This is a genomic window from Nonomuraea sp. NPDC049655 (genome assembly GCF_044465465.1).
Classification (GTDB): domain Bacteria; phylum Actinomycetota; class Actinomycetes; order Streptosporangiales; family Streptosporangiaceae; genus Nonomuraea.
Genome location: NZ_JBITLS010000004.1, coordinates 193,021 through 216,853 on the forward strand (window position 1 = coordinate 193,021; position 23,833 = coordinate 216,853).

Annotated in this window: 21 protein-coding genes; 6 read left to right on the plus strand and 15 right to left on the minus strand. The window is 71.4% G+C overall.

Translation table 11 applies throughout. From position 1 onward, the window contains the following. Positions 1-8 precede the first annotated feature (8 nt). Genes hpt through dacB form a run of 4 tightly spaced genes read right to left on the minus strand, consistent with a single transcriptional unit; the run spans position 9 to position 4,171 of the window. Positions 9-560 (minus strand): hypoxanthine phosphoribosyltransferase, encoded by a 552-nt coding sequence (gene hpt, locus ACIBQ6_RS14855; protein ID WP_352318606.1) that lies wholly within the window; start codon positions 558-560, stop codon positions 9-11. Between the two features lie 10 nt (positions 561-570). Further along, entirely contained in the window at positions 571-1,575 is a 1,005-nt protein-coding gene (tilS, locus tag ACIBQ6_RS14860; protein ID WP_397212371.1) for a tRNA lysidine(34) synthetase TilS, read from the minus strand. A 56-nt stretch (positions 1,576-1,631) separates the two neighbouring features. Next, positions 1,632-2,708 (minus strand): zinc-dependent metalloprotease, encoded by a 1,077-nt coding sequence (locus ACIBQ6_RS14865; protein WP_352318602.1) that lies wholly within the window; start codon positions 2,706-2,708, stop codon positions 1,632-1,634. A gap of 47 nt (positions 2,709-2,755) precedes the next feature. Next, positions 2,756-4,171: a D-alanyl-D-alanine carboxypeptidase/D-alanyl-D-alanine-endopeptidase gene (gene dacB, locus ACIBQ6_RS14870; protein WP_358291551.1), complete on the minus strand. Its 1,416-nt coding sequence runs from the start codon at positions 4,169-4,171 to the stop codon at positions 2,756-2,758. Between the two features lie 86 nt (positions 4,172-4,257). On the opposite strand from dacB, the gene ACIBQ6_RS14875 reads away from it, so the two are divergent. Continuing rightward, a complete protein-coding gene (locus ACIBQ6_RS14875; protein ID WP_352318598.1) occupies positions 4,258-4,749 on the plus strand; it encodes an inorganic diphosphatase in 492 nt (163 codons plus the stop codon). Positions 4,750-4,752: 3 nt separating this feature from the next. Here ACIBQ6_RS14875 and ACIBQ6_RS14880 read toward each other — a convergent pair whose 3' ends face one another. From ACIBQ6_RS14880 to ACIBQ6_RS14900, 5 genes are all read right to left on the minus strand, one after another. Beyond that, a complete protein-coding gene (locus tag ACIBQ6_RS14880; RefSeq protein ID WP_358291549.1) occupies positions 4,753-5,874 on the minus strand; it encodes a C40 family peptidase in 1,122 nt (373 codons plus the stop codon). Between the two features lie 68 nt (positions 5,875-5,942). Next, on the minus strand, positions 5,943-6,668 hold the full coding sequence (locus ACIBQ6_RS14885) for a hypothetical protein (RefSeq protein WP_397212374.1): 726 nt from the start codon (positions 6,666-6,668) through the stop codon (positions 5,943-5,945). A 7-nt stretch (positions 6,669-6,675) separates the two neighbouring features. Continuing rightward, a complete protein-coding gene (locus ACIBQ6_RS14890) occupies positions 6,676-8,145 on the minus strand; it encodes an RNA polymerase sigma factor (protein ID WP_397212376.1) in 1,470 nt (489 codons plus the stop codon). Between the two features lie 102 nt (positions 8,146-8,247). Continuing rightward, positions 8,248-9,048: a hypothetical protein gene (locus tag ACIBQ6_RS14895; RefSeq protein WP_358291543.1), complete on the minus strand. Its 801-nt coding sequence runs from the start codon at positions 9,046-9,048 to the stop codon at positions 8,248-8,250. Positions 9,049-9,112: 64 nt separating this feature from the next. Next, entirely contained in the window at positions 9,113-10,723 is a 1,611-nt protein-coding gene (locus ACIBQ6_RS14900; protein WP_358291541.1) for an ATP-binding cassette domain-containing protein, read from the minus strand. A gap of 128 nt (positions 10,724-10,851) precedes the next feature. Between ACIBQ6_RS14900 and ACIBQ6_RS14905 the strand changes: the two genes are divergently transcribed. From ACIBQ6_RS14905 to ACIBQ6_RS14925, 5 genes are all read left to right on the plus strand, one after another. Further along, positions 10,852-12,021, plus strand: coding sequence for a DUF4185 domain-containing protein (locus ACIBQ6_RS14905; RefSeq protein WP_397212378.1), 1,170 nt, complete (start codon positions 10,852-10,854; stop codon positions 12,019-12,021). Next, on the plus strand, positions 12,018-13,031 hold the full coding sequence (locus tag ACIBQ6_RS14910; RefSeq protein ID WP_397212380.1) for a DUF4432 family protein: 1,014 nt from the start codon (positions 12,018-12,020) through the stop codon (positions 13,029-13,031). Before ACIBQ6_RS14905 ends, ACIBQ6_RS14910 begins: the two co-directional genes overlap by 4 nt. Further along, a complete protein-coding gene (locus ACIBQ6_RS14915; protein ID WP_397212382.1) occupies positions 13,024-13,794 on the plus strand; it encodes an SDR family NAD(P)-dependent oxidoreductase in 771 nt (256 codons plus the stop codon). Before ACIBQ6_RS14910 ends, ACIBQ6_RS14915 begins: the two co-directional genes overlap by 8 nt. Positions 13,795-13,971: 177 nt before the next feature. Continuing rightward, entirely contained in the window at positions 13,972-14,391 is a 420-nt protein-coding gene (locus ACIBQ6_RS14920) for a peptidase inhibitor family I36 protein (protein WP_358291533.1), read from the plus strand. After that, positions 14,382-15,296, plus strand: a complete 915-nt coding sequence (locus tag ACIBQ6_RS14925) for a hypothetical protein (protein WP_357975420.1) — start codon at positions 14,382-14,384, stop codon at positions 15,294-15,296. The genes ACIBQ6_RS14920 and ACIBQ6_RS14925 overlap by 10 nt, the downstream gene beginning before the upstream one ends. Here ACIBQ6_RS14925 and ACIBQ6_RS14930 read toward each other — a convergent pair. The 6 genes from ACIBQ6_RS14930 to ACIBQ6_RS14955 are packed head-to-tail and all read right to left on the minus strand — an operon-like array spanning position 15,255 to position 23,822. Beyond that, positions 15,255-16,691 carry a S10 family peptidase gene (locus ACIBQ6_RS14930; protein ID WP_397212384.1) on the minus strand — a complete coding sequence of 479 codons (1,437 nt, stop codon included), beginning with the start codon at positions 16,689-16,691 and terminating at the stop codon, positions 15,255-15,257. The two genes, ACIBQ6_RS14925 and ACIBQ6_RS14930, sit on opposite strands and share 42 nt — an antisense overlap. A gap of 9 nt (positions 16,692-16,700) precedes the next feature. Next, complete coding sequence (locus ACIBQ6_RS14935) at positions 16,701-17,933, minus strand: enolase C-terminal domain-like protein (RefSeq protein ID WP_358291527.1); 1,233 nt, start codon at positions 17,931-17,933, stop codon at positions 16,701-16,703. Further along, positions 17,930-20,920, minus strand: coding sequence for a glycoside hydrolase family 38 C-terminal domain-containing protein (locus ACIBQ6_RS14940; protein ID WP_397212386.1), 2,991 nt, complete (start codon positions 20,918-20,920; stop codon positions 17,930-17,932). Before ACIBQ6_RS14940 ends, ACIBQ6_RS14935 begins: the two co-directional genes overlap by 4 nt. Continuing rightward, a complete protein-coding gene (locus ACIBQ6_RS14945; RefSeq protein WP_358291523.1) occupies positions 20,921-21,730 on the minus strand; it encodes a carbohydrate ABC transporter permease in 810 nt (269 codons plus the stop codon). Continuing rightward, positions 21,727-22,572 carry a sugar ABC transporter permease gene (locus ACIBQ6_RS14950; protein ID WP_357975433.1) on the minus strand — a complete coding sequence of 282 codons (846 nt, stop codon included), beginning with the start codon at positions 22,570-22,572 and terminating at the stop codon, positions 21,727-21,729. Before ACIBQ6_RS14950 ends, ACIBQ6_RS14945 begins: the two co-directional genes overlap by 4 nt. Beyond that, the gene (locus ACIBQ6_RS14955) at positions 22,572-23,822 is read right to left on the minus strand and encodes an ABC transporter substrate-binding protein (protein ID WP_397212388.1); all 1,251 of its coding nucleotides are present in this window, start codon (positions 23,820-23,822) and stop codon (positions 22,572-22,574) included. The genes ACIBQ6_RS14950 and ACIBQ6_RS14955 overlap by 1 nt, the downstream gene beginning before the upstream one ends. Between the last annotated feature and the right edge of the window lie 11 nt (positions 23,823-23,833).

Here is a 23,833-nt window from a genome sequence, read left to right on the forward strand (position 1 = left end):
CGGGATTACTACTTATAAACGTGCGGCGCGAGCGTTCCGATGAACGGCAAATTGCGGTAGCGCTCCGCGTAGTCGAGCCCGTAGCCGATGACGAACTCGTTGGGAATGTCGAAGCCGACGTATTTCACGTCGATCGGCACCTTCACCGCGTCCGGCTTGCGCAGCGCGGCGCAGATCTCCAACGACGCCGGATTGCGCGACTTCAGGTTTTCCAGCAGCCAGTGGAGGGTCAGGCCCGAGTCGATGATGTCCTCGACGATGAGGACGTGGCGGTTCAAGATGTCGGTATCGAGGTCCTTCAGCACCCGTACGACGCCGGAGGACTTGGTGCCCGCGCCGTAGGACGACACCGCCATCCAGTCCATCTGCACCGGCACGTGCAGGGCTCTGGCCAGGTCGGCCATCACCATGACCGCGCCCTTCAGCACGCCCACGAGCAGGACGTCCTTGCCCGCGTAGTCCTCGTCGATGCGCCCGGCAAGCTCTTTGATCTTGGCCTGGAGGTCGTCCTCGGGGATGAGGACCTTCTCCAGGTCTTTGCCCATGTCGGCAGCGTCCACCTGTGGTTCCTTAAACGATGGGACTGATGGCGAGTATCAGGGTGCCATACCGCCGAACTGCGGACAGACCTCCGGGTAGATCCACCGCCTTCTGCCCGTGCCATTGCGTGACCAGCCGATCGACCGCCAGCACGTGGGTGGCGGAAAGCGCGCCGGAGGGCGTGCCCGCCGCGATGGCCGCGCGCCGCAGCACCCTGCGGCGCACGGCGTCGGGCAGTTTCTCCAACTCGGGTACGGACAGGATGACGGGCTCTCCGATATCGCTAAGAGCGCAATTCGGGAACGCCGATTCGGCCCACTGGTCGAGGGCGTCGGCGTCCTCCCGCGCCATTCCGGCGGTCCGCGCGAGCGCCTCGGCCACCCCCGGGCCGAGTTCCTCGTCGAGCATCGGCAGGATCCGCTTCCTGACGCGGACGCGGGTGTAGCGGGGGTCGTCGTTGTGCGGGTCGTCCCAGGGGACGAGGGACATGGCCGCGCAGGCGGCGACCGTCGTGGCCCTGGACAGGCCGAGGAAGGGCCGGCGGTAGCGGCCCGCCTGGGCGGCCATGCCGGAGATCGAGCGCAGCCCGCTCCCCCTGGCCAGCCCCAGCAGGACGGTCTCGGCCTGGTCGTCGCGGGTGTGGCCGAGCAGGACGGCGGCGGCCCCCAGGCGGTCGGCCGCCTCGGCCAGCGCGGCGTACCTGGCCTCGCGGGCGGCGGCCTCGGGGCCGCCGTCGGTGCCGACGGTGACGGTGAGCACCTCGGCCGGGGCCAGGCCGAGACCGGCGGCGATGCCGGCGACCTGCCGGGCGCGATCGGCCGAGCCCGGCTGGAGCTGGTGGTCCACCGTGACCAGGCCCGCGCGCAGGCCGGCGCGGGGGGCGACGAAGGCCAGCGCCGCCGCCAGGGCCAGCGAGTCGGCGCCGCCGCTGCACGCGGCCAGGACCAGCGCGCCGGTGCCGGCGAGGTCGGTCAGCGACTCGCGGACGGCCCGGCGCACGTCGGCGACGGCTGGACGGGGACCCACAGGAGCCATTGTCCCGGCTGGGGAACCGGCCGCACGCCACGGCCGGGTCCCCCGGGACGGGAAGGTCAGGCGGGAAGAGCCGGGGTGCCGATGACGCGGTGGATCCAGGCGTCGGGGTCGGCGATCTCGGGGGTCGTGGGCAGGGTCTCCGGGGAGGTCCAGACCTTGTTGAAGCCGTCCATGCCGACCCGGTCGACCACCTTGCGGACGAACGCGGAGCCCTCGGCGTACTGCTTCATCTTGACCTCGATGCCCAGCAGGCGCCGGACCGTGCGGTCGAGCCGGGAGCCGCCCTCGCGGCGCTGGGCGAACTTGGCGCGGATCTCCGAGACCGACGGGACCACCGAGGGGCCCACGGCGTCCATGACGAAGTCGCCATGGCCTTCCACCAGGGTCATCACGGCCGTCAGGCGGTCGAGGATCTCCTTCTGGGCGGGCGACTGGATGGCGTCGATCAGGTTGCCCTCGCCGCCCCTGACCACGTCGGCCACCGTGTCGGCGGCGTTGCGCAGGCGGTCGAGGAGCGTGGGCAGGTCGAGGTCGGAGGCGAGCAGGAACTCGGTCATCTGCGACCTGACGTACTCGCGCAGCCAGGTGACGCCGGTGAACTGCACGCGGTGGGTCTCCTCGTGCAGGCACACCCACAGGCGGAAGTCGCGGGGCACGACGTTCATCTCGCGCTCGGCGTGGACGATGTTGGGCGCCACGAGCGTCAGGCGGCCGGTCGGCTCCTGGCCGGTCGGGTCGGGCGGCAGGAACAGCTCGTACTGGCCGAGCACCCGGGAGGCGAGGAAGGCGAGGACGGCCCCGACCTCGACGCCGGTGATGCGCGAGCCCACCGCGGTGACGATGGCGGGCGGCGGGTTGTCTCCGCCGCCCATGCGCTGGGTCAGCGGTTCGAGGACCACGCGGAAGCCCTCGACGTTGGCCTTGATCCAGCCCGGCCGGTCGACGATGGTCGCGGGCTGCGGCGCGGTCTCGGTGTGGATCTTCGTGAACTCGCGCACGTGGCCCTCGGCCTCACGTGACAGCGTGCGGAGCTCGGCGACGGCCTGCCTGGCCTCCTCCTTGCTCACCTGAGGACCGGGGCGCACCAGGCGCGTGCCGGTCGTGACGGCCAGATCCCAGTCGATCACCTGCATGACGTCCACCGTACGTTGTTCTCGTCACGCCTGCGAAGAAGCGGCGGTCAGGATCGCGCGACGATCGCGGCGAGCCTGTCGAGCACGGGCTCGGCGTTCACCGGCACGTCGTCGGCCAGGAAGGCGAAGGTGACCAGCCGGCCGTCCTTGGTGGTGGCCAGGCCCGCCAGGGTGTTGACGTTGTTGAGGGTGCCGGTCTTGGCGCGGACGAGGCCGACCTGGCCCTTGCTGTCGGCGCGGGTGAAGCGCCTGCCGTTGCCCAGCGTGCCGGAGAAGCCGGCGATCGGCATGCCCGAGTCGACGGCCCGCAGCTCGGGGTGCGCGGCCGAGCCGGCGATGGCGATGATCCTGGCCATGGCGTCGGCACTGACCCGGTTGCGGATGGACAGGCCGCTGCCGTCGGCGACGCTGACGCCCTTGGTCACGCCGAGCCGCCGCATGACCCCGATCACCGCCTCCGCGGCCCCCGCGTACGACGCCTCCTTGCCCTCCTTGATGGCGACGTGCCTGGCCAGGGCCTCGGCCATGTCGTTGTCGCTGTGGGTCAGGGTGTGCTCGACCAGGGCGTACAGGGGGGCGGAGTCGACCTTGCCCAGCTCGGCGGCGCCCGCCGCGGCCCGCTCCTGGCGGATGTCCTTGGAGACGGTGACGCCGTACCTGGGCAGCAGCCGGGCGAAGGCGGCGGCGGCGTACGCGGCCGGGTCGGGGACGCGGGGCCGGGCGCCGGGGCGCTGGCGTCCCTCGTCCATGGCCAGGGCGTGGACGGGGGCCGCCTCGCCGTCGGGCACGTAGTTGGGCTTCCAGCCGGGCGCGATGGCCGGCCCGGTGAACAGGCTGTCGTCGTAGGAGAGCGTGACCTTCCTGACGCCCTTGGCCTTCAGCGCGGCGGCGGTCCGGGCGGCCAGGGTGGCGAGGGAGGCCTGCTTGGGGTAGCCGGGCCTGGCCGACGGCCCGGCGAGCAGCGGGTCGCCGCCGCCCACCAGGACGATCGCGCCGGGCGCGCGGCCCTGGACGACGCGGGTGGAGAAGCGGGTGTCGGGGCCCAGCGAGGCGAGCGCCGCCGTGGTCGTGACGACCTTGTTCGTGGAGGCCGGGGTGATGCCCGTGTCGGGGTTGGAGGCGAAGATCCGGGCGCCGGTGGCCGCGTCGAGCACGACCGCGCCCACCCGGCCGCCGAGTGCTTTGTCACCCAGCGCGTCGGTGAGCTGGCGGGTCAAAGTACTCTTAGTCGGGAGAGGTCCGTTCCCTGACGTCGCCGAAAGCTGGGCCAGCACAGGCCCCGAGGTGACCACGGGGGCGGGGGGGATTCCCCGGGGAGACGCCGTCGGCCCGATCGGTGACGGCTGCCTCGTCAGCGCGCTCAGGTTGAAGTCGCTGGTCATGGCGTAGACGCCGATGACGATCGTGACGATCTGAAGCACGGCGAGAGTGGCCAGCATCATCGAACGCTCGTGCCGCGCCACGTCGCCTGACCTCTCTCCTGGTGTTCGCCTACGAGACATTAACGCCCAGCCGGGACTTCCCGGGGGCCTTGAGCGGAGGAACCGCGGTGGAGTTCGACGTTGTCGTTGAGATTCCCAAGGGGCAACGGAACAAGTACGAAGTGGACCACGAGACCGGAAAGATCAGGCTTGACCGGCTCCTGTTCACCTCCACGCAGTACCCCGCCGACTACGGCTTCATCGAGAACACCCTCGGCGAGGACGGTGACCCGCTCGACGCGCTGGTGCTGCTCCAGGAGCCGACGTTCCCGGGGTGCTACATCACCTGCCGCGCGGTCGGTATGTTCCGGATGACCGACGAGAAGGGCGGCGACGACAAGGTCCTGTGCGTGCCCTCGACCGACCCCCGGATGCACCACATCCAGGACATCCACCACGTGTCGGAGTTCGACCGGCTGGAGATCCAGCACTTCTTCGAGGTCTACAAGGACCTTGAGCCCGGCAAGTCCGTCGAGGGCGCCAACTGGGTCGGGCGCATCGAGGCCGAGGCCGAGATCGAGCGCTCGTTCCACCGGGCCAAGGACGCGGGTCACCACTGATCCTCACCGGGGCCTGGTGGCGCCCACCAGGTCCCCTCTCCAGATCGGGGCGACCCGTACCACGTCGCCGGTCTGGGGCGCGTGCACCATCTGGCCCTGGCCGACGTAGATGCCCACGTGGTGGATCGTGCCGGGGTCGTCGGTGATGCGGCCGAAGAACAGCAGGTCGCCGCGGCGGAGCTGGTCCAGCGGCACGTGCGGGCCGGACGTCCACTGGGTTCCGGTCCAGTGGTCCAGGCGCACGCCCACCTGCTCCCAGGCGCGCATGACCAGGCCCGAGCAGTCGTAGGTGTCGGGGCCCGCGGCGGCCCACACGTACGGCTTGCCGAGCTGGGTCAGCGCCCAGTTGGCGGCCAGGTTGCCGCCCGCCGATCCCGCCGCCAGGCCGGCCGCCGACAGGGCCAGGGCCCGCCGTCTGGCCAGCAGCTCGGCGTGGCTGCGGGCGGCGTTCACCCGGTGCTGGAGCTGCCGCCGCTCCACCCGGAGGGTGCGCGTCTCGCGGCGCTGCCGGGCGACGGCCGCCTCCGCGGCCAGCTTCGCCCGCCGGGCGCGCTCCGAGGCGGCCTGCCGGGCGTCGTAGGCGTTCTGCGCCTGCGTCCGCAGGATGGCGGCGACCTCCTGGGCGTCGCGCATCCTGCGCAGGATCTGGGCCCGCTCGTCGCCGAGCTGGCCGAGCACGCTCGCCCGGTGCAGGAAGCCGTCGACGCCGCCCTCGTCGATGAGCATGCCGACGATCGGGTCAAGCGCCGTCATCCCGCCGTAGCTCTGCGCGGCGAGCAGCGCGACGGCCTGCCGGGCGCGCTCGGCCTCGGCGTCGGCCGCCGCCTGACGCGCCTGGGCCTGCGCGTACGACTGCTCGGCCTGCCGCAGCCGGACCAGCTCGCCGTTGTACGCCTCCACCTGCCGTTCCACGGCCGCAGCCAGCTCGTCGAGCCTGGACTGGGCCACGGCCAGCCCGGCGCTGGCCACCCCCAGCTCCTTCGAGCGCTCGCGGGCGGCCGCGCGCGCCTTCTTCACGTCCTTGGCCGACGGCATGGGGTCGGCCAGCACCGGCGAGCCCGGAGTGAGCGGACACAGGGTGGCCAGCAGGACGCACGCCAGGAGCCCAGCCCGAAATGCGCGCATAGGTCCCCCCGGAAACAGATGGTTACTCTATGCACACAGTTCCCAGCGCTTTCATGCGCGTAACGTCATCACCGCAGGCGGAAGAGCCGTTCTATCCACGGACGGATTCCGGTGACCACCGGCCGGGCGGCCCGCGGGTAGGTGAAGACGGGGGTCTGGACGCCGTACGCGGCGTGCAGCTCGGCGGCCTTGCACCAGTCGGCGGTCACGCGGGCCGCGGCCCATGCCGCCGCGATGGCCGGTCTGGCCTCCGGATGGCGGTCGTAGGTCTGGAAGAGGGTCATCGCGGCGTCGGCGGCGGCGTGACCGTCGCCCGGGTAGGCGGTGCCGGCCAGGTAGGGGGCGGTGACGCGGCCGCCGTGGCAGGTGTCGAGCACCCAGGTCCAGTTGGCCGTCACCAGACCGAGCACGGGCTCGGGGACGTCGGCGGCGGCGCCGTACATGCGGTCCTGGCGGGGGCCGGTCAGGCGGCGGGCGTCCCACAACCAGTCGAGCTCGTCCGGCTGCGGGCCGCCGGCCAGCCAGGACAGCACCGCCAGGCCGCGCGCGGTGCGCAGGCGGCACAGGTCGAGCACGTGGCGCAGCATGCGGGGGCCGCGGTCGAGCCAGGTCGGCCAGTCGACGCGGTGTCCCCTCGGCACCAGCTCGGCCACCCGCCCCGGGACGGGCGACGGGCAGACCCGGCGCCCCAGATGCGGATCCTGACGCACCTCGAACGCCTCCACGACCCGCCCGGCGAGCCGGTCCTGGCGCACCTCGGCGAGCCCGTCCTGGTGCGTCTCCAGAAGCTCCACGGGGTGCTCAGCCGCTCTCGACGGGGGTGACGGGCTCCTCGGTGGGGGTGTGCGTGGGGGCGGGCGTCGCCGTCTCCGAGGGCGTGGTGGTGGGCGCGGGCGTCTCGGTGGGCGTCGGGGCGGGGGTGGGGGTCGGCACCGGCGGGGTCCGGGTGGGCGGACGCGTGCCGGGTTCGCCGTGGGGCGGACGGCCCGGCTCACCGTGCGGCGGATGACCCGGGTGGCCGGTACGGCCGGGCAAACCGGGCTGGCCGTACGTCGGCTCACCGGGGTCCTCGCCGGGCGGGTCGGTCGGCGGCGGGCCGTCGGGCGTCGGCCGCGGCTCGCCGGGCGCGGATTCGGCGGGCGGCGAGCTCGCATACGTGGGCACGAGCACGGCCGGCGGCACCGGCGTCGTCGAGCCGAGCATGCCGAACGGCTCGGGCGCGGCGCTGTCGAGGATGGGCGCTACGGTCAACTGGGCGTCCTGCGGGTCGGGTTGCCAGGGCAGTCTGATGCCGGGCGGCTCGCCGGTGGCGGGGAACGCGGCCGTCGCCACCCCGGCGAGACCGCCGTTGTCCTTGCCGAACTGGTTGAAGATCACTGCTATCGCCACCACGGTCGCGACCGCCGCCAGCGCGCCCGCCACCGCCTGAGGCCACCTTCGAGCCGCCGTCTGCGTGGGAACGGGAAATCCGGCGGCGTCCAGGGAGGCCGTGCGGCGGGCGACGTAGCGGCGGTAGGGCAGCAGCTCGGGGTCGGCGAAGCAGCTCATGACCCTGATGCGCAGGGCCTCGGGGAGCGCGGCGGCGGGCAGCAGGCCGAAGACCTTGGCGGCCGAGGCCTGGCGGGCACGGTGGGGGGCGCAGACCTCGCAGCGGGCGACGTGCCCGACCAGGTGCTCGCGCATCTCCCTGGTGAGGTCGCCGGTGAAGCCGGCCAGGATCCGGGCCCGGCGCGGGCAGTCGTAGGGGCCCTTGCGCGCCAGGATCTCGGCGGTGACGGCGTCGGTGAGACGATCGCGCGCCTGCTCCCTGGCCTGCTCGACCTGGCGCGGCGGGATCGCGAGCACCTGGGACAGCTCGGCGGTGTCCAGCGCGTGCCTGGTCGCCAGCTCCAGCACCTCGCGGTCGGCGACGGGCAGGCTCACGACCGCGTTCCAGGCCATGAGCCGCAGGTCGGCGTCGGCGGGGTCGTCCAGCGGCGGCGCCTCGGCCAGGACCTCGTCGGCGCCGGGCGGCGCGGCCATCCGGCGGCGCAGGCATTCCTGCCGGGCCAGGGCGAGCAGCCAGACCCGGAACCTGTCCGGCTGGGACAGCGCGCCCGCGTGCGCCTCGGCGGCGATCAGCGTGTCACGCAGGGCCACCTGGGCGCTGTCGGTGTCGAGGAGGAGGGACCAGCAGTAGCGGTAGACGTTCTCCGCGTGTGTGTCGTAGAGCGCGGCGAGGGCTCCCGGGTCGCGGATGCGGAGTGCCTCCACCAGGACGCGGTCATTCATGTGACCGAAGGTAATGGATCGGTAACTAGTAGTTCTACCGGTTCCGCCGCTTCTACCGCGACCCCGCCAATTTCCCACGCAATTTGTTCGGACTAATACCGATTATTGCTTTACCTGCCCCATGGCCTCGCTTCCCCGGTCCACCGCGAACGGCTCGGAGGTGGGCTTGACCGTGTGCACCGGGAGCGCGCCGCCCATCGCCAGGTCCTCGTAGGGGCGGCCGGTCGAGCCCCAGGTCCGGGCGGTGACGTCGGTCTTGGCGACCTTGCTGTCCTTGGGCAGCCCGGCCACGGTGAGGATGAACCTGGGCGGGCTGCCGGCCTTCACGTCGTCCACGAACGTGCTGCCGCCGCCGAGCAGTTTGCCGGCCGCGTCGCGCAGCAACGCGTTCACCACCAGGCTGCTCGCCGGCAATTGATAAGGATTCCCGACATAGCCGGTAATAAGGTAAGAGCCGTCTTTTTGGCGCATTGTCTGGACGCGCGTGATCGGGAACGACTGGAACGACGACGGGATGCGCGCGGCGGACCGCCACTGCGCCGGACGGTACTGGATGGTCACCTTCACCGGCTTCTCGGTGGCGGACGCCTGGCCGGTGAAGGCCAGGGAGCCGCCCGGCGGCACGGCGTCGAGCGGCTGGTCCATGCGCACCACCTCGGTGCCGGCGGCGTCGCGGCCCACGATGGTGGCCACCACATGCTCACCGAAGTGCCACGGGTTGGCGTTGCTGAGCACGCCCGCCCAGTTGACGGCGTAACCGTCGGTGGACTTGGCGATGTTCGAGACCTGCTCCTTGAGAACGAGCGGCTTGAGCGATTGGGCGGGCTGGTCCTCACTTGAACAACCGGCGAGGCAGATCGCCCCGAGTGCGAGGAGGCTGACGGTTCGGCTACGCGGGATCACTTTGCCGTGATAACCCGTGCATGGGCACGGCTGGCAGATGACACGCGCCGGGCGTACCAACTCTTTAACGCCTCCGGACGACCCTCGTCTCGTCCCACACCGGCTCGGACGACTCGTAGACCGTGCCGTCGGAGCCGAAGACCAGGAAACGGTCGAAGTCGGCGGCGAACCAGCGGTCATGGGTGACCGCCATGACCGTGCCGTCGAACGCGTCGAGGCCCACCTGGAGCGCCTCGGCGCTGGCCAGGTCGAGGTTGTCGGTCGGCTCGTCCAGCAGGAGCAGCGTGGCGCCCGACAGCTCCAGCAGCAGGATCTGCAGCCGCGCCTGCTGACCTCCGGACAGCGTGTCGAACCGCTGCTCGGCGATCAGCCCGGCCAGCTCGTAGCGGGCCAGCGTCTTCATGGCCTCGTTCTTGAGCTTGGCGTGCTCGTTCATCACGATCTCGACCGGGGTGCGGCCGAGCAGGTCGGGCCTGGAGTGGGTCTGGGCGAAGTGCCCCGGGACGACCCGGGCGCCCAGCCTGGCCACGCCGGTGTGCGCGACGGGCTCTCCGGCCACCAGGCGCAGGAAGTGGGACTTGCCCGAGCCGTTGGAGCCGAGGACGGCGACCCGCTCGCCGTACCAGATCTCCAGGTCGAATGGGCGCATCAGGCCGGTCAGCTCCAGGCCCTCGCAGATGACGGCGCGCTTGCCGGTGCGGCCGCCGCGCAGGCGCATCTTGATGTTCTGGTCGGCGGGCGCCTGCTCGGGCGGACCCGCCTCGACGAACCTGCGCAGCCGGGTCTGGGCCGCGTGGTAGGGGGCGGCCATGCCGTCGTTGTACCTGGCCTTGTTCTTCAGCATGTTGACCAGGGCCTTGAGTTTGGCGTGCTCTTCGTCCCAGCGCCTGCGCAGCTCGTCGAGCCGCTCGTTGCGGGCCTTGCGGGCCTCGGCGTAACCGGCGAAGCCGCCGCCGTGGATCCAGATGTTGCCCGACTCGACCGTGACGATGCGGTCGGCGGCGTTGGCGAGGAGCTGACGGTCGTGGCTGACCAGCAGCACGGTCTTGGGCGTCTCGCGCAGCTGCTGCTCCAGCCACTCCTTGCCGGGCACGTCGAGGTAGTTGTCGGGCTCGTCGAGCAGCAGGGTCTGGTCGGGGCCGCGCAGCAGCGCCTCCAGGACGAGCCGCTTCTGCTCGCCGCCGGACAAGGTGGCCACGTCGCGGTACTTCACCCGGTCGAACGGGACGCCGAGGGCCGAGACCGTGCAGGTGTCCCAGAGCACCTCGATCTCGTAGCCGCCGGCGTCGGTGTAGTCGCTGATGGCCTGCGCGTAGCGCATCTGCGCCTTCTCGTCGTCGCGCTCCATCATCACCAGCTCGGCCGCGTCGAGCCGCTCGGCCGCCTGCCGCACGGCCGGCGGGGCGACGCCGAGCAGCAGGTCGCGGACGTTGCTCCCGTCGCGCACGTTGCCGATGAACTGGCGCATCACGCCCAGCCCGCCGGAGCTGGTGACGCTGCCCTCGACGGGCTCCAGGTCGCCCGCGACCAGGCGCATGAGGGTGGTCTTGCCCGCGCCGTTGGGCCCGACGAGCGCCGCCTTGACACCGTCGCCGATCCGGAAGGAGACGTCGTTGAGCAGGGGCCTGCCGTCGGGCAGCACGTACGTCAGATGTCCTACTTCAACGTGGCCCATCCGGGCAGGCTACCGGCCGCCCGCGACCGCCGGCACCCGGTTTTCGGCCGGTGCTCCGGGGGCCCTGGACAGCAAGTGATCTAATGACTAGAACTGTACGGGACTCCCCCAGCCCCTAGGAACCGGTGATGACGCGATTCCGCTCCTCCCTCCTCCCCCTCGCCGTCGCCCTGCTCGGCCTGGTCGCCGTCCCGCAGCAGGCGTGGGCCGCGCCGCCCAAGCCGGTGCCACCGTCGGCCGGCGTGCCGCGGGAACCGTCCGGGCCGGTCTCGGCGTGCGCGCCCACCGTGCGCGGCGCTTCCGTGGACGCCCGGCTGACCAGCCTGTTCACCTCGTACGGCAACGACAACAGCCGCCTGGACGACTGGACGGGAGCCGACGGCACCTACTCGCTCCGGCTGCCGAACGGCCGTGAGCTGTGGGTGTTCTCCGACACCTTCCTCGGCCAGGTCGACGCCGACGGCTCCCGGCCGCCCGTCGTCGAGGAGGGCGGCAGCACCGTCTTCCTGAACAACTCCTTCGCCATCGAGCGGGACGGGCGGCTGTCCACCGTCCATGACGGCACGGCCGCGAAGCCGGAGGCCGTGATGCCGCCGCGCGACGACAAGCACTGGTTCTGGGCCGGGGACGCCACGCTGGCCGGCGGCCTGGTCGAGGTCACCTACCAGGAGTACGAGCGGTTCGGCCCCGGCGCGTGGGACTGGCGCTGGCACCGCAACGTGGTGGCCAGGTTCGCGCCCGGCCGGCTCGACCAGCCGATCAGCGTGCACGACCTGCCCTCGGGCCACGGCGTCTCCTGGGCCTCCGGCCTGCTGAAGGACGGCGGCTACACCTACGTGTACGGCGTCGAGGACCTCGGCTCGGCCAAGTACATGCACCTCGCCCGGGTCAGGGGCCAGAGCCTGCTCGGCACGTGGGAGTTCCGCACGGCCGACGGCTCGTGGTCACCGGACGAGACCGACTCGGCCCGCATCATGGGCGGGGTGGCGAACGAGTACAGCGTCACCCGGGTCGGATCCGGATATGTCCTGATCACGCATGACACCACCGAGGTGCTCAGCCCCAACATCGTGGCCTACTCCTCCTGCTCGCCCACCGGCCCCTTCACCGGCAAGCAGCACGTCTACACCACCCCCGAGACCAGCGGGAACGTCTTCACCTACAACGCCCACGCCCACCCCGACGTCGCCGGGAACGGCCTGGTGGTCTCCTACAACGTCAACAGCTTCGTCAACACCGACCACTACCGGGACGTGTCGATCTACCGGCCCAGGTTCCTGGACGTGACGTTCGGGTGAGGCGCAACTGGGCGGCGCGCCTGCGGCACCTCACCCTCGACGGGCTGCGGGCGGTCACGCTGGAGAACGAACGGCTGCGCGTGACCGTCCTGCCGGACAAGGGCGGCGACGTGGTGGAGTTCCTGCACAAGCCCACCGACACCGACTTCGTCTGGCTCTCCCCGCAGGGCCTGCGTGACCCGCGCGACCACCGTCACGGCGCGGCCGACGACGTCGCCCAGTTCGTCGACCACTACGAGGGCGGCTGGCAGGAGGTCTTCCCCAACGGCGGCGCGCCGAGCGAGTACCGGGGCGCGCGCCTGGCCCAGCACGGCGAGGTCGCCGGGCTGCCGTGGTCGTGCGAGGTGGTGGCCGACTGCGCGGAGGAGGTCGCGGTGCGGCTCGCCGTGCGGACCCGGCGGCTGCCGTACCGGGTGGAGAAGGTGTTCCGGCTCCGGGCGGGCACGGCCGCGCTGGAGGTCGAGGGGCGGGCGACCAACGAGGCGGACCTCGCGCTGCACGCGATGTGGGGCCAGCACATCGTCTTCGGGGCGCCGTTCCTGCGGGCGGGCGCGCGGATCCGGCTGCCCGAAGGCGTGCGGGTGATCCCGCACGCGACGCCGATCGGCCCGTCCGGGCGCCGGGTGCGGGCCGGCGGGCCGTGGCGGTGGCCGGTGGTGCCCGCCGACGGGGGCGGGGAGACGGACCTGAGCGTGGTGCCCGAGCGGGGCGGGCCGAGCGACATCGTGTACCTCACGGGTTTCCCGGAGGGTTGGTACGAAATTTCAGGGGACATCGGTATCCGGGTGGAGTGGGATGCGGCGCTCCTCCCCTACCTGTGGATGTGGCAGGAGCTCGGCGCGTCCACCGGCTATCCCTGGTGGGGGGGGCCTGCACGCTGGGGCTCGAACCGTTCGCCGGCATGCCGACCGACGGCCTGGCCGCCGCCGTGGCCAACGGCAGCGCCCTGTCGCTCGGACCACAGGAGACCAAGGTGTCGAGATGGCGCGCGGAGGTGCTGGCGTGAGTGAGTTTTCCGGCAAGGTGGCGCTGGTCACCGGCGGATCGATGGGCATCGGGCGGGCGGTGGTCGACCGGCTGGCCGACGGCGGCGCGAACGTGGTCTTCTGCGGCGTGGACGAGGACGCGGCGTTCGACAGCGAGCACGTCACCGGCGTCGTCGCCGACGTGCGCCGGGCCGGCGACCTGCGCGACCTCGTGGACCTGGCCGTGACCAGGTACGGCGGCCTCGACGTCGTCGTCACCTGCGCCGGCGTCCAGCGGTACGGCACGGTCGAGGACACCCCGGAGGAGGTGTGGGACGAGGTCATGGACGTCAACCTCAAGGGCGTCTACCTCACCTGCAAGGCCGCCGTGCCGAGGCTCAGGGAACGCGGCGGCGGCTCGATCGTGGTCATGTCGTCGGTGCAGGCGTTCTCGTCGCAGGCGCAGGTGGCCGCCTACACCGCGAGCAAAGCCGCCCTGAACGGCCTGACCAGGGCCATGGCGCTCGACCACGCGGCCGACGGCATCCGGGTCAACGTGGTCTGCCCCGGCTCGGTGGACACCCCCATGCTGCGCTGGGCGGCCGACCTGTGGCGGGGCGACCTGTCGCAGGAGGAGCAGGTCCAGCAGTGGGGGAAGGCCCATCCGCTGGGCCGCGTGGGCCGGGCGGAAGAGGTGGCCGAGCTGGTGGCGTTCCTGGCGGGGCCGCGTTCGTCGTTCATCACCGGGGCCGAGCACCGCGTGGACGGCGGCCTGCTGGCCCGGAACCCGGCGGCGCTCCCCGACTAGGTCGAGTAAGTCCCCAGTCGCCTCCCGAACCTGGCAATCGTTGCGTCAATGCGGCGAAGCTCCAGGTGGTGAGCCTGGTAACCAAGGTCTCTGCGTGTATTCGAGGGTGGGTCCCGAGCCCCCTCACAGCACGCTTGGTACGGGTTCCGAAACGACTCACCGATCTAGGAGAGACCTGTGAGGCTCACCAAGAAGGCCGCCGGCTTCATCGCCGCGGCCGCGCTGTTCACCGTGGTCGTCCCGGCTGCCGCGGCTGAGGCCAGCCCACGCTCGACGTGCTACGGCGGCCGCGTCTGCCTGTACGCCGGTTTCGACTACAACCGGGGCCAGAGCGACCACTGGCGCGACTTCACGGCCGACGACTCCGACCTGGCCGACAACAACTGGCTGAACTGGGACTTCAGCAACACCTGGCACAGCATGGACAACGAGACCAGCTCCGTCAGGAACCGGGTCGGCTGCAGCGCCACCCTCTGGCAGCACGCCGACTACACCGGTGCGCACAGCACCTTCACCCACAACTCCAACGACGGTTACCTGTCCAACAACGCCATCGGCAACAACCGCACCAGCTCGATCGACATCTGGTGCCGCTGAGAAATAACGGGAGTGCCGGTTTCCGGGCTTGGCCGCCGGAAACCGGCTGTCGCGGCCTCCTGGCGGGCGCGCTGCTGCTGTCCGTCGCGGCCTGCGCCGCCGGCGAGCCCGTACGCGAGCGGCCACCGGCGGGCGTGACCTCGGTGTCGCAGCTCGTGTTGCCGTTCGACGCCTACAAGCCGACTCCCGAGCAGCGGGCCGTCCTGGGCAATGCCCACAACCACCTGGTCGCGCGGTGCATGAGCCGCCGCGGCCTCACCGTCACCCCACCCGCGGAGGACGCCGCCGAGCTGGCGGCGATCGACCCGGGCAACTCCCGCCGCTACGGCGTCGTGGACACCTCGGCCGCCCAGCGGTACGGCTACCACCTGGCCAGGCCCCCGTCCCCGGACACCACCGGCTCCTGGGTCAACAAGCTGCCCAAGCACACCCGCCACCGCCTGTACGGCACCGCCGCCGACCGCGGCTGCCTCGACCGCGCCTCCGCCGAGCTGGAGGGCGGCACCCGCCAGGCGGACTGGCCCTGGCTGGGCCTGCAGGACTCGCTCACCCTGGAACAGGCCGCCAAGCACGGCGGCGTGGCCGCGGCGACCAGGCGCTGGCAGTCGTGCATGACCCAGGCGGGACACCCCTACCCCGACCCGGAGTCGGCCATCGCCGACTCCCGCTGGAACCTGGAGAAGCCGGACGTGAGCGAGGAGGAGAAGCTGACGGCCGTCGCCGACACGACCTGCAAGTGGGCCTCGGGCCTGGTCGCCGCCTGGTTCTCGGCCGACGCCGAGCTTCAGCGCGCGGTCATCCGGGACAACCGGGAACGCTTCGACGCGCTCGCGGCCAGCCTGCGGCAGCGGCTGGAGCGCGCCTCACGCCTGCTGTCCGAGCACGAAGGCCGCCAGGTCGGCTGACTGGCGCAGCCTGCTGGGCTCGTGCGCGTACATCATGTGGCCGGCCTCGTAGTACTTGAACTCGACGTTGGCGGCCAGCTCGGCGGGCACGGGCAGGTGGGCGAAGGCGTGCTCGGCCGCGTAGTACGGCGTGGCGCCGTCGTGGTAGCCGCAGGCCACGTGCACGCGCAGGTGCGGGTTGGTGCGCATGGCGGCGCCGAGCCGGTCGGTCACGCTGACGTGCACGCCCTCGAACTCCTTGTACGACCACGGGTGCACCCGCGAGCTGAGGATCTCGTAGGGCAGGTCGTTGGCGTACTCCAGCTCGGTCCGCAGGTAGTGGTTGAGCGCGGCGCTGTAGGGGCCGGTGATGGCGTTCATGCTCGGGTCGGAGACGAAGTGCTCGCGACCGCCGTCGGGGTCCCAGCCGGTGAAGCGGCCGTCGAGCCTGCCGACGGTCAGCCGGCGCTCGCGCAGCAGCTCGTTGAAGAAGCGGATGTGCTCGATGCGCAGGTCCACGCGGTCGACGTAGTCCTCGGACAGACCGGACAGGGCGGCGACCCTGGAGACCGCGGCGGCGCGCTCGCCGGCGGTGAGGCGGTTGCCGCGGGCCAGGGCCCACGGGTAGTCGCGGGAGGCGTACTCCTCGGCCTCGCGCAGCACGTCGGCCAGCGGGCGGTCGCCGTGCAGCCCGTGATAGTGCGCGATGGCGGCATAGGTCGGGAGATAGAGGGCGTAGGCCACGTCGTTGCCCTCGTTGAACTCCACGGTCGCGTAGTCGAGCACCGAGGAGATCAGCATCACGCCGTTGAGGTACATGCCGTGGCGCGACTGGAGGTGGTCGGCCAGCCCGGCCGCCCTGACCGTGCCGTACGACTCGCCGGCCAGGAACTTCGGCGACATCCACCGCGCGTTCCTGGTCGTCCAGAGCCGGATCACCTCGCCGACCGACTCCACGTCGCCGCTGAACCCGTGGTACGGCTCGGCCTTCTCGCCCTCGGCCGCCCGCGAGTAGCCGGTGGACATCGGGTCGATGACGACCAGGTCGCTCACCTTGAGCAGGGTCTCGTCGTTGTCGGCCAGCGCGTACGGCGGCGGCAGGAGCGCGCCCGCGTCCCCCATCACGACCCGGCGCGGTCCGAGGATGCCGAGGTGCAGCCACACGCTCGACGACCCCGGCCCGCCGTTGAAGGCGAACGTGACCGGCCTGGTCAGCGGGTCGGCGTCGTCGAGGGTGTAGGAGGTGAGGAACACCTCGGCCTTCGGGCGGTGGCCGTCGAACGTGCCGTCCGTGAACACCTCCTCGCGCACCACCATGGTTCCGGTGGTGGCGGTGTACCCCTGACCGGTCGGCAGGGTGTGCCGGGTGGTGACGAGGTTGTCGGCGGGCTTCTTTGTCTGTACTTCGTCGGACATAGCGGCCAATTATGGGGCAACGTCCACCGAGATCGCGGGGTCGGCGAAGCGCTCGTTCGGGACGGTGGCGTACCAGCCGGGACGCCCCGGGTCGCGGTCGTAGGGATAGCCGCCGGTCTCCCGGTAGAACTCGGCGTAGCGGGCCACGCGATCGGGGTCGAGACGCACCCCGAGCCCCGGCCCGGAGGGCACGGCGATGGCGCCGTCCGCGTACGGCAGCCTGCCGCCCTCGATCACGTCGTCGCGCAGCTGGTGGTAGTGGGCGTCGGCGGCGTAGGTGAGGTTCGGCAGCACCGCGCCGAGGTGCAGCATGGTCGCGAGCTGGATGCCGAGCTCGCCCGAGGAGTGCACGGCCACCCCGATCTGGAAGGTGTCGCACACCCCCGCCGCCTTCACGCACGGCCGGACCCCGCCCCAGAACGTCGTGTCCAGCAGCACCACGTCGGCGGACCTGCGCAGCACGTTGGAGGCGAGCTGCTCGAAGTTGACGACCACCGTGTTGGTGGCGAGAGGCACCCTGACCTGCTCCCGGACGGCCCTGAGCCCCTCCATCCCCCAGACGGGATCCTCCAGGTAGTCGTTGTTCAGCCCCTCGATGGCCCGGCCGAACCGCAGCCCCTCGGCCACCGACAGGACGGCGTTGGGGTCGTACCTGAGCCGGTCGTCCGGGAACGCCTCGGCCAGGGCCCGGTAGCACTCCAGCTCGTAGTCCGGCGGGAAGACGCCGCCCTTGAGCTTGTGCACGGTGAACCCGTGCGCCTGCTTGAGCCGGGCGGCGTGCTCGACGAGCTGGGCGGGGGTGCGGATCTCCGGATGGCCGTCGGCGGCGTACCGGAAGAACAGGTAGGAGGCGAACGGGACCGTGTCCCGCAGCCGCCCGCCCAGCAGGTCGTGGACGGGCACGCCCAAGTGCTGCCCGACGAGGTCGAGGCAGGCGAACTCGACGGCCGCCAGGAGCTGGGTGCGGTTGTTGTAGAGCGAGGCGGTCGGATTGGCGATCTTGAAGCGCAGCGCCTCCAGCTCGAACGGGTTGTGCCCCTTCAGGTACGGGACGAGCGCCCGGAAGGCCGACTCCGCGCTCTCCCCACCGCCGCCCATCTCCCCCAGGCCGACCAGCCCGTTGTCGGCCTCGACCTCGACGATCGTGCGCACGAACCGGCCCCAGTGGGCGCCGTTGCTGTGCCGCAGCGGCGCCTCCAGCGGGACGGCGACCGTCGTGGCCCGGATGTCAACGATCTTCACGCGCGCTTCCCTCCGACGACGGCGACCCCGCAGGCGGGCAGCCGGACCTCGACCGGATCCCGTCCAGGGACCGTGACCGTCGCCGTCACCGGCTCGGCGGCCAGCGACTGCAACCGGACCACCTGCTCGCCGTCCACCCGGCCGATCGAGGTGATCAGCACGTCGGGGTGGTCCACCGAGGCGTAGGTCTCGGTGGCCCCGGGACCGCCGGTGACCAGCGCGCCGACGAACGGCTCGGTCAGCCCCGAGGCCGCCGCCGCCCCCAGCCTGCTGCCCTTGACGCCGGCCGCCGAGGTGACGGCGTACCGGAAGGTGGTCTCGCCCTGCTGCTGGGCCGGGAAGTTGGTGTCCCAGATGTTGTTGAGCGCCCAGGAGTAGACCGTGCCGTCCTCCTGGTCGAGCGTGGGCGGGAACGGCGCGTACGGCATGTGGATGGTGCCGAGCTGCACCAGCGGCGCTTCCAGGGTGGCCCAGGCGACGGTCAGCTCGGGGTCCTCGAAGGCGATCCAGTGCCTGATCGGCAACATGTACTCGGCCGAACCGGGCACGCGCGGCACGCCGGGGCCGCCGACCCCGCCGGTCAGCTCCCAGGCCGTGGCCGGGCCGGTCGCGAACGGGAACGCCAGGAACACCGCCTCCTTGGCCGGGGTGCCCTGCTTGGCGAGCTGGTAGGTCAGGTCGAGCCTGGGGACGCCCCGGTGCAGCTCGATCGTGGTGCGCAGCCAGTCGACGCCCTTGCCGTGGAGCTCGACGACCAGCTTCTCGCCGACCGCCGTGCGCAGGGCCCTGACGATCGTCGCGTTGCGGGCGACGGCCCGGTCGCCGAGGAGCGTCCTGTCGTGCGCCCCGACGTGGCCCGACAGGTGGTTGAAGTGCGGGGCGGTGGCGTAGCGGTCGTAGACGTACTGGCCGAAGCCGGCGGCGGCATCGCCGTTGACCAGCTCGCGGCCGGCGGACTTGTCGAAGATCGAGCTGATGTGACCCTCGCGGACGTCGTAGGCGACCCGGTAGAACTCGTTCTCGATCACGCCGTCCAGATCCGGCTCGACCGGCTCGGGGGCCTGGCCCGGCCCGCGGACGACGTCCAGTCGCGCGTAGCCGAAGCCGGGGACGTCCGGCACGACCGCGTGCACGTGCCGGCCGATCGGGCGGGTCGGCCAGTCGTCGGGGTCGACGTACTCCTCGTGATGCGGCACGGTCTCGCCGGTCCGGGCGTCGACCAGCGCGATCGGCACGTCCACGGCCACCACGTCGCGCGGCAGGAACGCGCGCACCACGTCGGTGCGCGCCCTGGTGCCCGGGTTGAACACGGCGAAGGCGGCCAGGACCACGCCTTCCGCGTCCGCACCCGGCAGGTCCGCGCCTTCCGCGTCCGCGCTCTCCGGGTCCGGGGAGGAGAGGGCGGCGGCGAAGCGGCGGGTGGCGGCGTGCAGCAGGTCGGAGGCGTCGTCCTGGGCCTGGTAGGCGCCCGACGACTTGCGGGTCCACTGCAGGCCGCCGGAGTCGCCCGCCTCCTCGGCGTCCTCCCACGGGTTGGCCGCGCCCCAGGTGTGCTCGTTGAACAGGGCGACCTTGTCGTAGGCCGCGTCGATCTGGTCCGTGGCGTCCGTGCCGGCGATCGTGTGCAGGGTCTCGGCGACGCGCAGGGCCGACTGGGCGCGGCGCACGTAGCCGAGCGGGCGGGCGCCCGAGCCGAGCCCGTCGGCCCACCAGTCGGTCCAGTCGCCCTCGTGCACGGCCAGGCGGTCGTGGTAGCGCTCCTCGACGTGCTCGAAGAAGTCGCTGTTGACCGCCGAGCGCAGGCGCGGCCAGGCCCACGTCTCGTTCCACCGGCGGGCGATGGAGGCGGGCACGATCGACGGCCCGGCGTTGTCGGCGTGCGCGCCCTGCACCCGCAGGTGCAGCACGTCCAGCTCGTACGGCTCGCGCGGCGCGTCCGGCCCCTGCCACCCGAACGTCCCCGGCCCGTACGGGTAGCCCCGCGTGGCCAGCGCCGACAGGTAGCGCGGCAGCAGGTCGTCGGCCAGCTCGTAGGAGTCGGTCAGCCCGACCGTGTTGCCCTCCATGTACGCCATCCCGTGCGGCGTGTCGGTGAACCACACGAGCAGCTCGTTCCCGCTCGGCGCCCGCCACCGGAACGGCCTGGTCAGCTTGTCGCCGCCGTGCAGGTACGGCACCGACCGCCCGGCCCAGTTGTGCGCGGCGGCCAGGTAACGCACGCCTGAGGCGTTGAGCGCGTCCACCAGGCCGACGACCGCGCCCGGCACGTCGGTGTGCATGGCGGACCTGGTGGCGAAGCCGTACCGGTCCTGGAGCCGGCCGGTGAAGCGGAGCTGGCGGTAGAGCTCCTCGGTCGAGCACGCCTCGGTGTGCAGCTGGAACGGCAGCGCGGTCACCTCGATCACGCCCGCCCTGGCCAGCGCGGCGAACGACTCGACCTGCCCGGCCGGCCGGGCGTCGAGCCATTTGAGCGCGGGCATCGACGACTCGACCGTCCAGCGGAACTTGGCGTCGTCCGGCCAGGAGGCGGTCTCCTCGGCCAGCCGCACGGCCGCGTCGAGGTAGTCGAGGTGGTGGCGGAGCACCGTGCCCTGGGGATCGGTGTAGCCGATGTCCAGGTGCGAGTGGTGCACGACGAACACGCTCCACTTGCGCTGCGGGGTGACCGTGACCTGCGCGCTGCCGACCACGCCGGCGTCGTCGCGGCACTCCAGGGTGAGCGTGCGCGGCGCGTCCACCTCGGGCACCAGCAGCGTCACGTCCGTGCCGGAGGCGCTGTCGACGCCCACCAGCACGTGGGTCAGGGGTTGCGTGCTCGACACCCTGACCGCCTGGCGGCCGTCGTGCGTGAACAGCGGCAGCACCGCGACCCGCACCTCCAGCCCGCGCGCGCTGATCACCGGGGTCGAGGTGTCGTTGCGCAGCGCCTGCCTGATCCCGTCGTAGTCGGGGCTACCCAGGCTCCGCTGCAGCAACCGGCTCGTCATCTAAACACTCCCTAGGGACAGGCCCCGTGCGAAGAGGCGCTGGGTTGCCAGGAACAGCACGACCGTCGGCAGCGAGACCACCAGGCCCGCCGCCAGGCCGACGGGGACCGGGGTGCCGGCGTAGACGTCGGTCATCAGCCCGGCCAGGGCGGTCATGACCGGCCGTACGCTCTCGGTCTGGGTCAGCGTCAGGCCGAAGATGAGGTCGTTCCAGATGAAGGTGAACTCCAGGATGAACACCGCCGTCAGCGCGCTGAGCGAGATCGGCAGGTAGATGCGCCAGAAGATGCGCCACGTGGACGCGCCGTCCATGCGGGCCGCCTCGAAGATCGAGAACGCGACCCCCGTGTAGAAGTTGCGCAGCACGAACGCGGCCAGCGGCACGTTGATGGCGGTGTAGATCAGGATCATGCCGAGCCTGCTGTCGTACAGGCCGGCGTCGCTGTAGCCGACGAACAGCGGCACGAGCAGCATCTGCGACGGGAACACGGTGCCGCCGAAGATCAGCAGGAACCACCAGAACCCGTGCCGCAGCCGCAGCACCACGATCGTGTAGCCGGCCAGCGCCCCGATCACCACGCCGAGCAGCGGCGAGACGACCGCGTAGAGCGCGGTGCTGGCCAGGCTGCCGGTCAGGTCGGCGCTGTCCAGGGCGCGGCCGAAGTTGTCCAGCAGCGCGAAGTCGCCGGACGGCGCCCACGCGCTGCCCGGGTCGTACGAGGCCGCCGGCCTGGAGGCGTTGACGACGAGCAGGTAGGTCGGCCCGAGCCAGATCAGCCCGAGCACGATGAGCACGACGCGCCGGATCATCGCACCTGCCTCCTCAGGTAGAGGTAGGAGGCCAGCCCGGTGACCACGGTGAGCAGCACCGCGACCGCCGAGCCGTAGCCGTAGTCACTGGCCACGAACGTGTCGCGGTACATGGTCACCGCCAGCGTCTCGGAGTTGCGTCCCGGGCCGCCCTGCGTCAGCACCCACACGATGTCGAACGTCTTCAGGCTCGCCACCAGGGCCAGCCCGACCACGACCGCGGTCAGCGGGCGCATCAGCGGCCAGATCACGTGCCGGAACAGCCGCCAGCCGGAGGCGCCGTCCAGGCGGGCGGCCTCGATGGGCTCCTTGGGGATGGACTGCAGGCCCACGACGAACAGCAGCGTGTTCACGCCGAGCTGCTGCCAGGTCCACACCAGCAGCATGGCCAGCGTGTTGTCCGGCGCGACCTGCAGGAACGCGGTGTCCACGCCGAGCAGCCGGTTGGCGATGCCGTCGTGGGACAACACCGGGCTCCACACCATGGCCAGGCCCGCGCCGCTCAGCGCGTACGGCAACATGAACGGCACCCGGTACCAGGCGCCGCCCTTGATGTCGTAGGACAGCACCGCGACCAGCAGGCCGAGCCCGACCGGCAGCACCATCGTGCCGGCCACCCAGATGAGCGTGTTGCGGGTCGAGGTCAGCAGCGCGGGGTCGTCCAGCAGCTTGACGAAGTTGTGCACGCCGACCCACGCCGGGGGCTCCAGGCCGTCGTAGCGGGTGAGGCTCAGGTAGGCCGTCCACAGGAACGGCGCGTAGAGCAGCCCCGCGACCAGCACGGCCGCGGGCGCCACGTAACCGTGCCTGAACCGGCCCAGCATCGGGGTCCGGGCGCTCATCACTGATGCGTGGCCCAGTACTCGTCGGCGGCCTTCTGGATGGTGTCCAGCACTTCCTTGTACGTGCCGGGCTCGGTGACGAACTTGCCGAAGCCGTCCAGAGCGGCGGTCAGCACCGGTGGCGGCGTGGCCTCGAAGTAGCGGTTGACCAGGCGGTACTTGCCGCCGCCCGCGTCCTTGGTGACCGCGCCGAGCGCTTCGTCGGCGATCTCGACCTTCGGGTTGGCGCTCACGTCGCCCCTGGTGGTGGCCCACTTCTTCTGAGCGTCGGCGGTGGTCCACCACTTGAGGTACTTCATGCTGGAGTCGAGGTCGGCGCCCTTGGCGAGCGAGCACAGCGGCCCGCTCTCGAAGATCATCGAGGTCTTCGGCAGCGCGGGGTTCACGTTGGGGATGACGAAGAATCCGTAGTCGGTGCCGGACTTCAGGTCGCGCTGGGTCATGCTGGTGCTGAACCAGGTGCCGAAGGAGACCATCGCCGCCTTGCCGGTCCTCATGACGTCTCCGGGGTCGGTCTTGTCACCCGGGTTCATGAAATATCCGGCGTCGATGAGCGACTTCCACTTCTCCATCACCTGCACCACACCCGGGTCGGTGTACTTGGCCTGGCCCGTGGACAGCCGGTCGTACAGGTCGGGGTCGGAACCGGCCAGGAGCTGCTCGAACCAGACGAAGGAGAACAGCACGCTGGTGTGGTAGAAGGCCTTGACGCCGTTCTTCTTCAGGGTCTCGGCGGCCTGGACCAGCTCGTCCCACGTCTGCGGGGGCTTCAGGCCGTACTTGTCGAAGATCTTCTTGTTGTAGAACATGCCCCAGTAGGCGACGTTCATCGGCACGCAGTACTGCTTGCCGCCGATGGTGTAGTACGGGGCGAGGTCCTGCGACAGGTCACCCGCCTTGATCGCCTCCTGCCAGACGGCCGTGGTGTCGGCCACCTGCTTCTGCTTGACGATCTCCGCCAGCATCCCCCCGGTCTGCCAGGTGAACAGGTCGGGCTTCACGTCCGTGCGGAACGACGCCTTGATGAAGGCCTGGTACTGCGCGGAGTCGGTGTATCCCGTCGGCTTCATGCCCAGGCCGATCTGCTGCTTGGACAGCGCGCCCATCTCGTCGAAGTATTTCGTCCAGGCGCCCTTGTCGTTGTAGAGCGTCAGTTCGGTCTTCTTCTTCGGCGCCTCGGCGCTGTTGCCGCCGCAGGCGGTCAGGACCAGCGCCGCCACGCCGAGCGTGGCCACACGTGACCGGAACATGGCCGGCCTCC

What these genes read in the sequence shown, in the direction of transcription:
- tilS (WP_397212371.1), bottom strand. Translation starts at nt 1,575, where the DNA reads ATGGCTCCTGTGGGTCCCCGTCCAGCCGTCGCCGACGTGCGCCGGGCC.
- ACIBQ6_RS14865 (WP_352318602.1), bottom strand. Translation starts at nt 2,708, where the DNA reads ATGCAGGTGATCGACTGGGATCTGGCCGTCACGACCGGCACGCGCCTG.
- ACIBQ6_RS14880 (WP_358291549.1), bottom strand. Translation starts at nt 5,874, where the DNA reads ATGCGCGCATTTCGGGCTGGGCTCCTGGCGTGCGTCCTGCTGGCCACC.
- ACIBQ6_RS14890 (WP_397212376.1), bottom strand. Translation starts at nt 8,145, where the DNA reads ATGAATGACCGCGTCCTGGTGGAGGCACTCCGCATCCGCGACCCGGGA.
- ACIBQ6_RS14900 (WP_358291541.1), bottom strand. Translation starts at nt 10,723, where the DNA reads ATGGGCCACGTTGAAGTAGGACATCTGACGTACGTGCTGCCCGACGGC.
- ACIBQ6_RS14905 (WP_397212378.1), top strand. Translation starts at nt 10,852, where the DNA reads ATGACGCGATTCCGCTCCTCCCTCCTCCCCCTCGCCGTCGCCCTGCTC.
- ACIBQ6_RS14930 (WP_397212384.1), bottom strand. Translation starts at nt 16,691, where the DNA reads ATGTCCGACGAAGTACAGACAAAGAAGCCCGCCGACAACCTCGTCACC.
- ACIBQ6_RS14940 (WP_397212386.1), bottom strand. Translation starts at nt 20,920, where the DNA reads ATGACGAGCCGGTTGCTGCAGCGGAGCCTGGGTAGCCCCGACTACGAC.
- ACIBQ6_RS14945 (WP_358291523.1), bottom strand. Translation starts at nt 21,730, where the DNA reads ATGATCCGGCGCGTCGTGCTCATCGTGCTCGGGCTGATCTGGCTCGGG.
- ACIBQ6_RS14950 (WP_357975433.1), bottom strand. Translation starts at nt 22,572, where the DNA reads ATGAGCGCCCGGACCCCGATGCTGGGCCGGTTCAGGCACGGTTACGTG.
- ACIBQ6_RS14955 (WP_397212388.1), bottom strand. Translation starts at nt 23,822, where the DNA reads ATGTTCCGGTCACGTGTGGCCACGCTCGGCGTGGCGGCGCTGGTCCTG.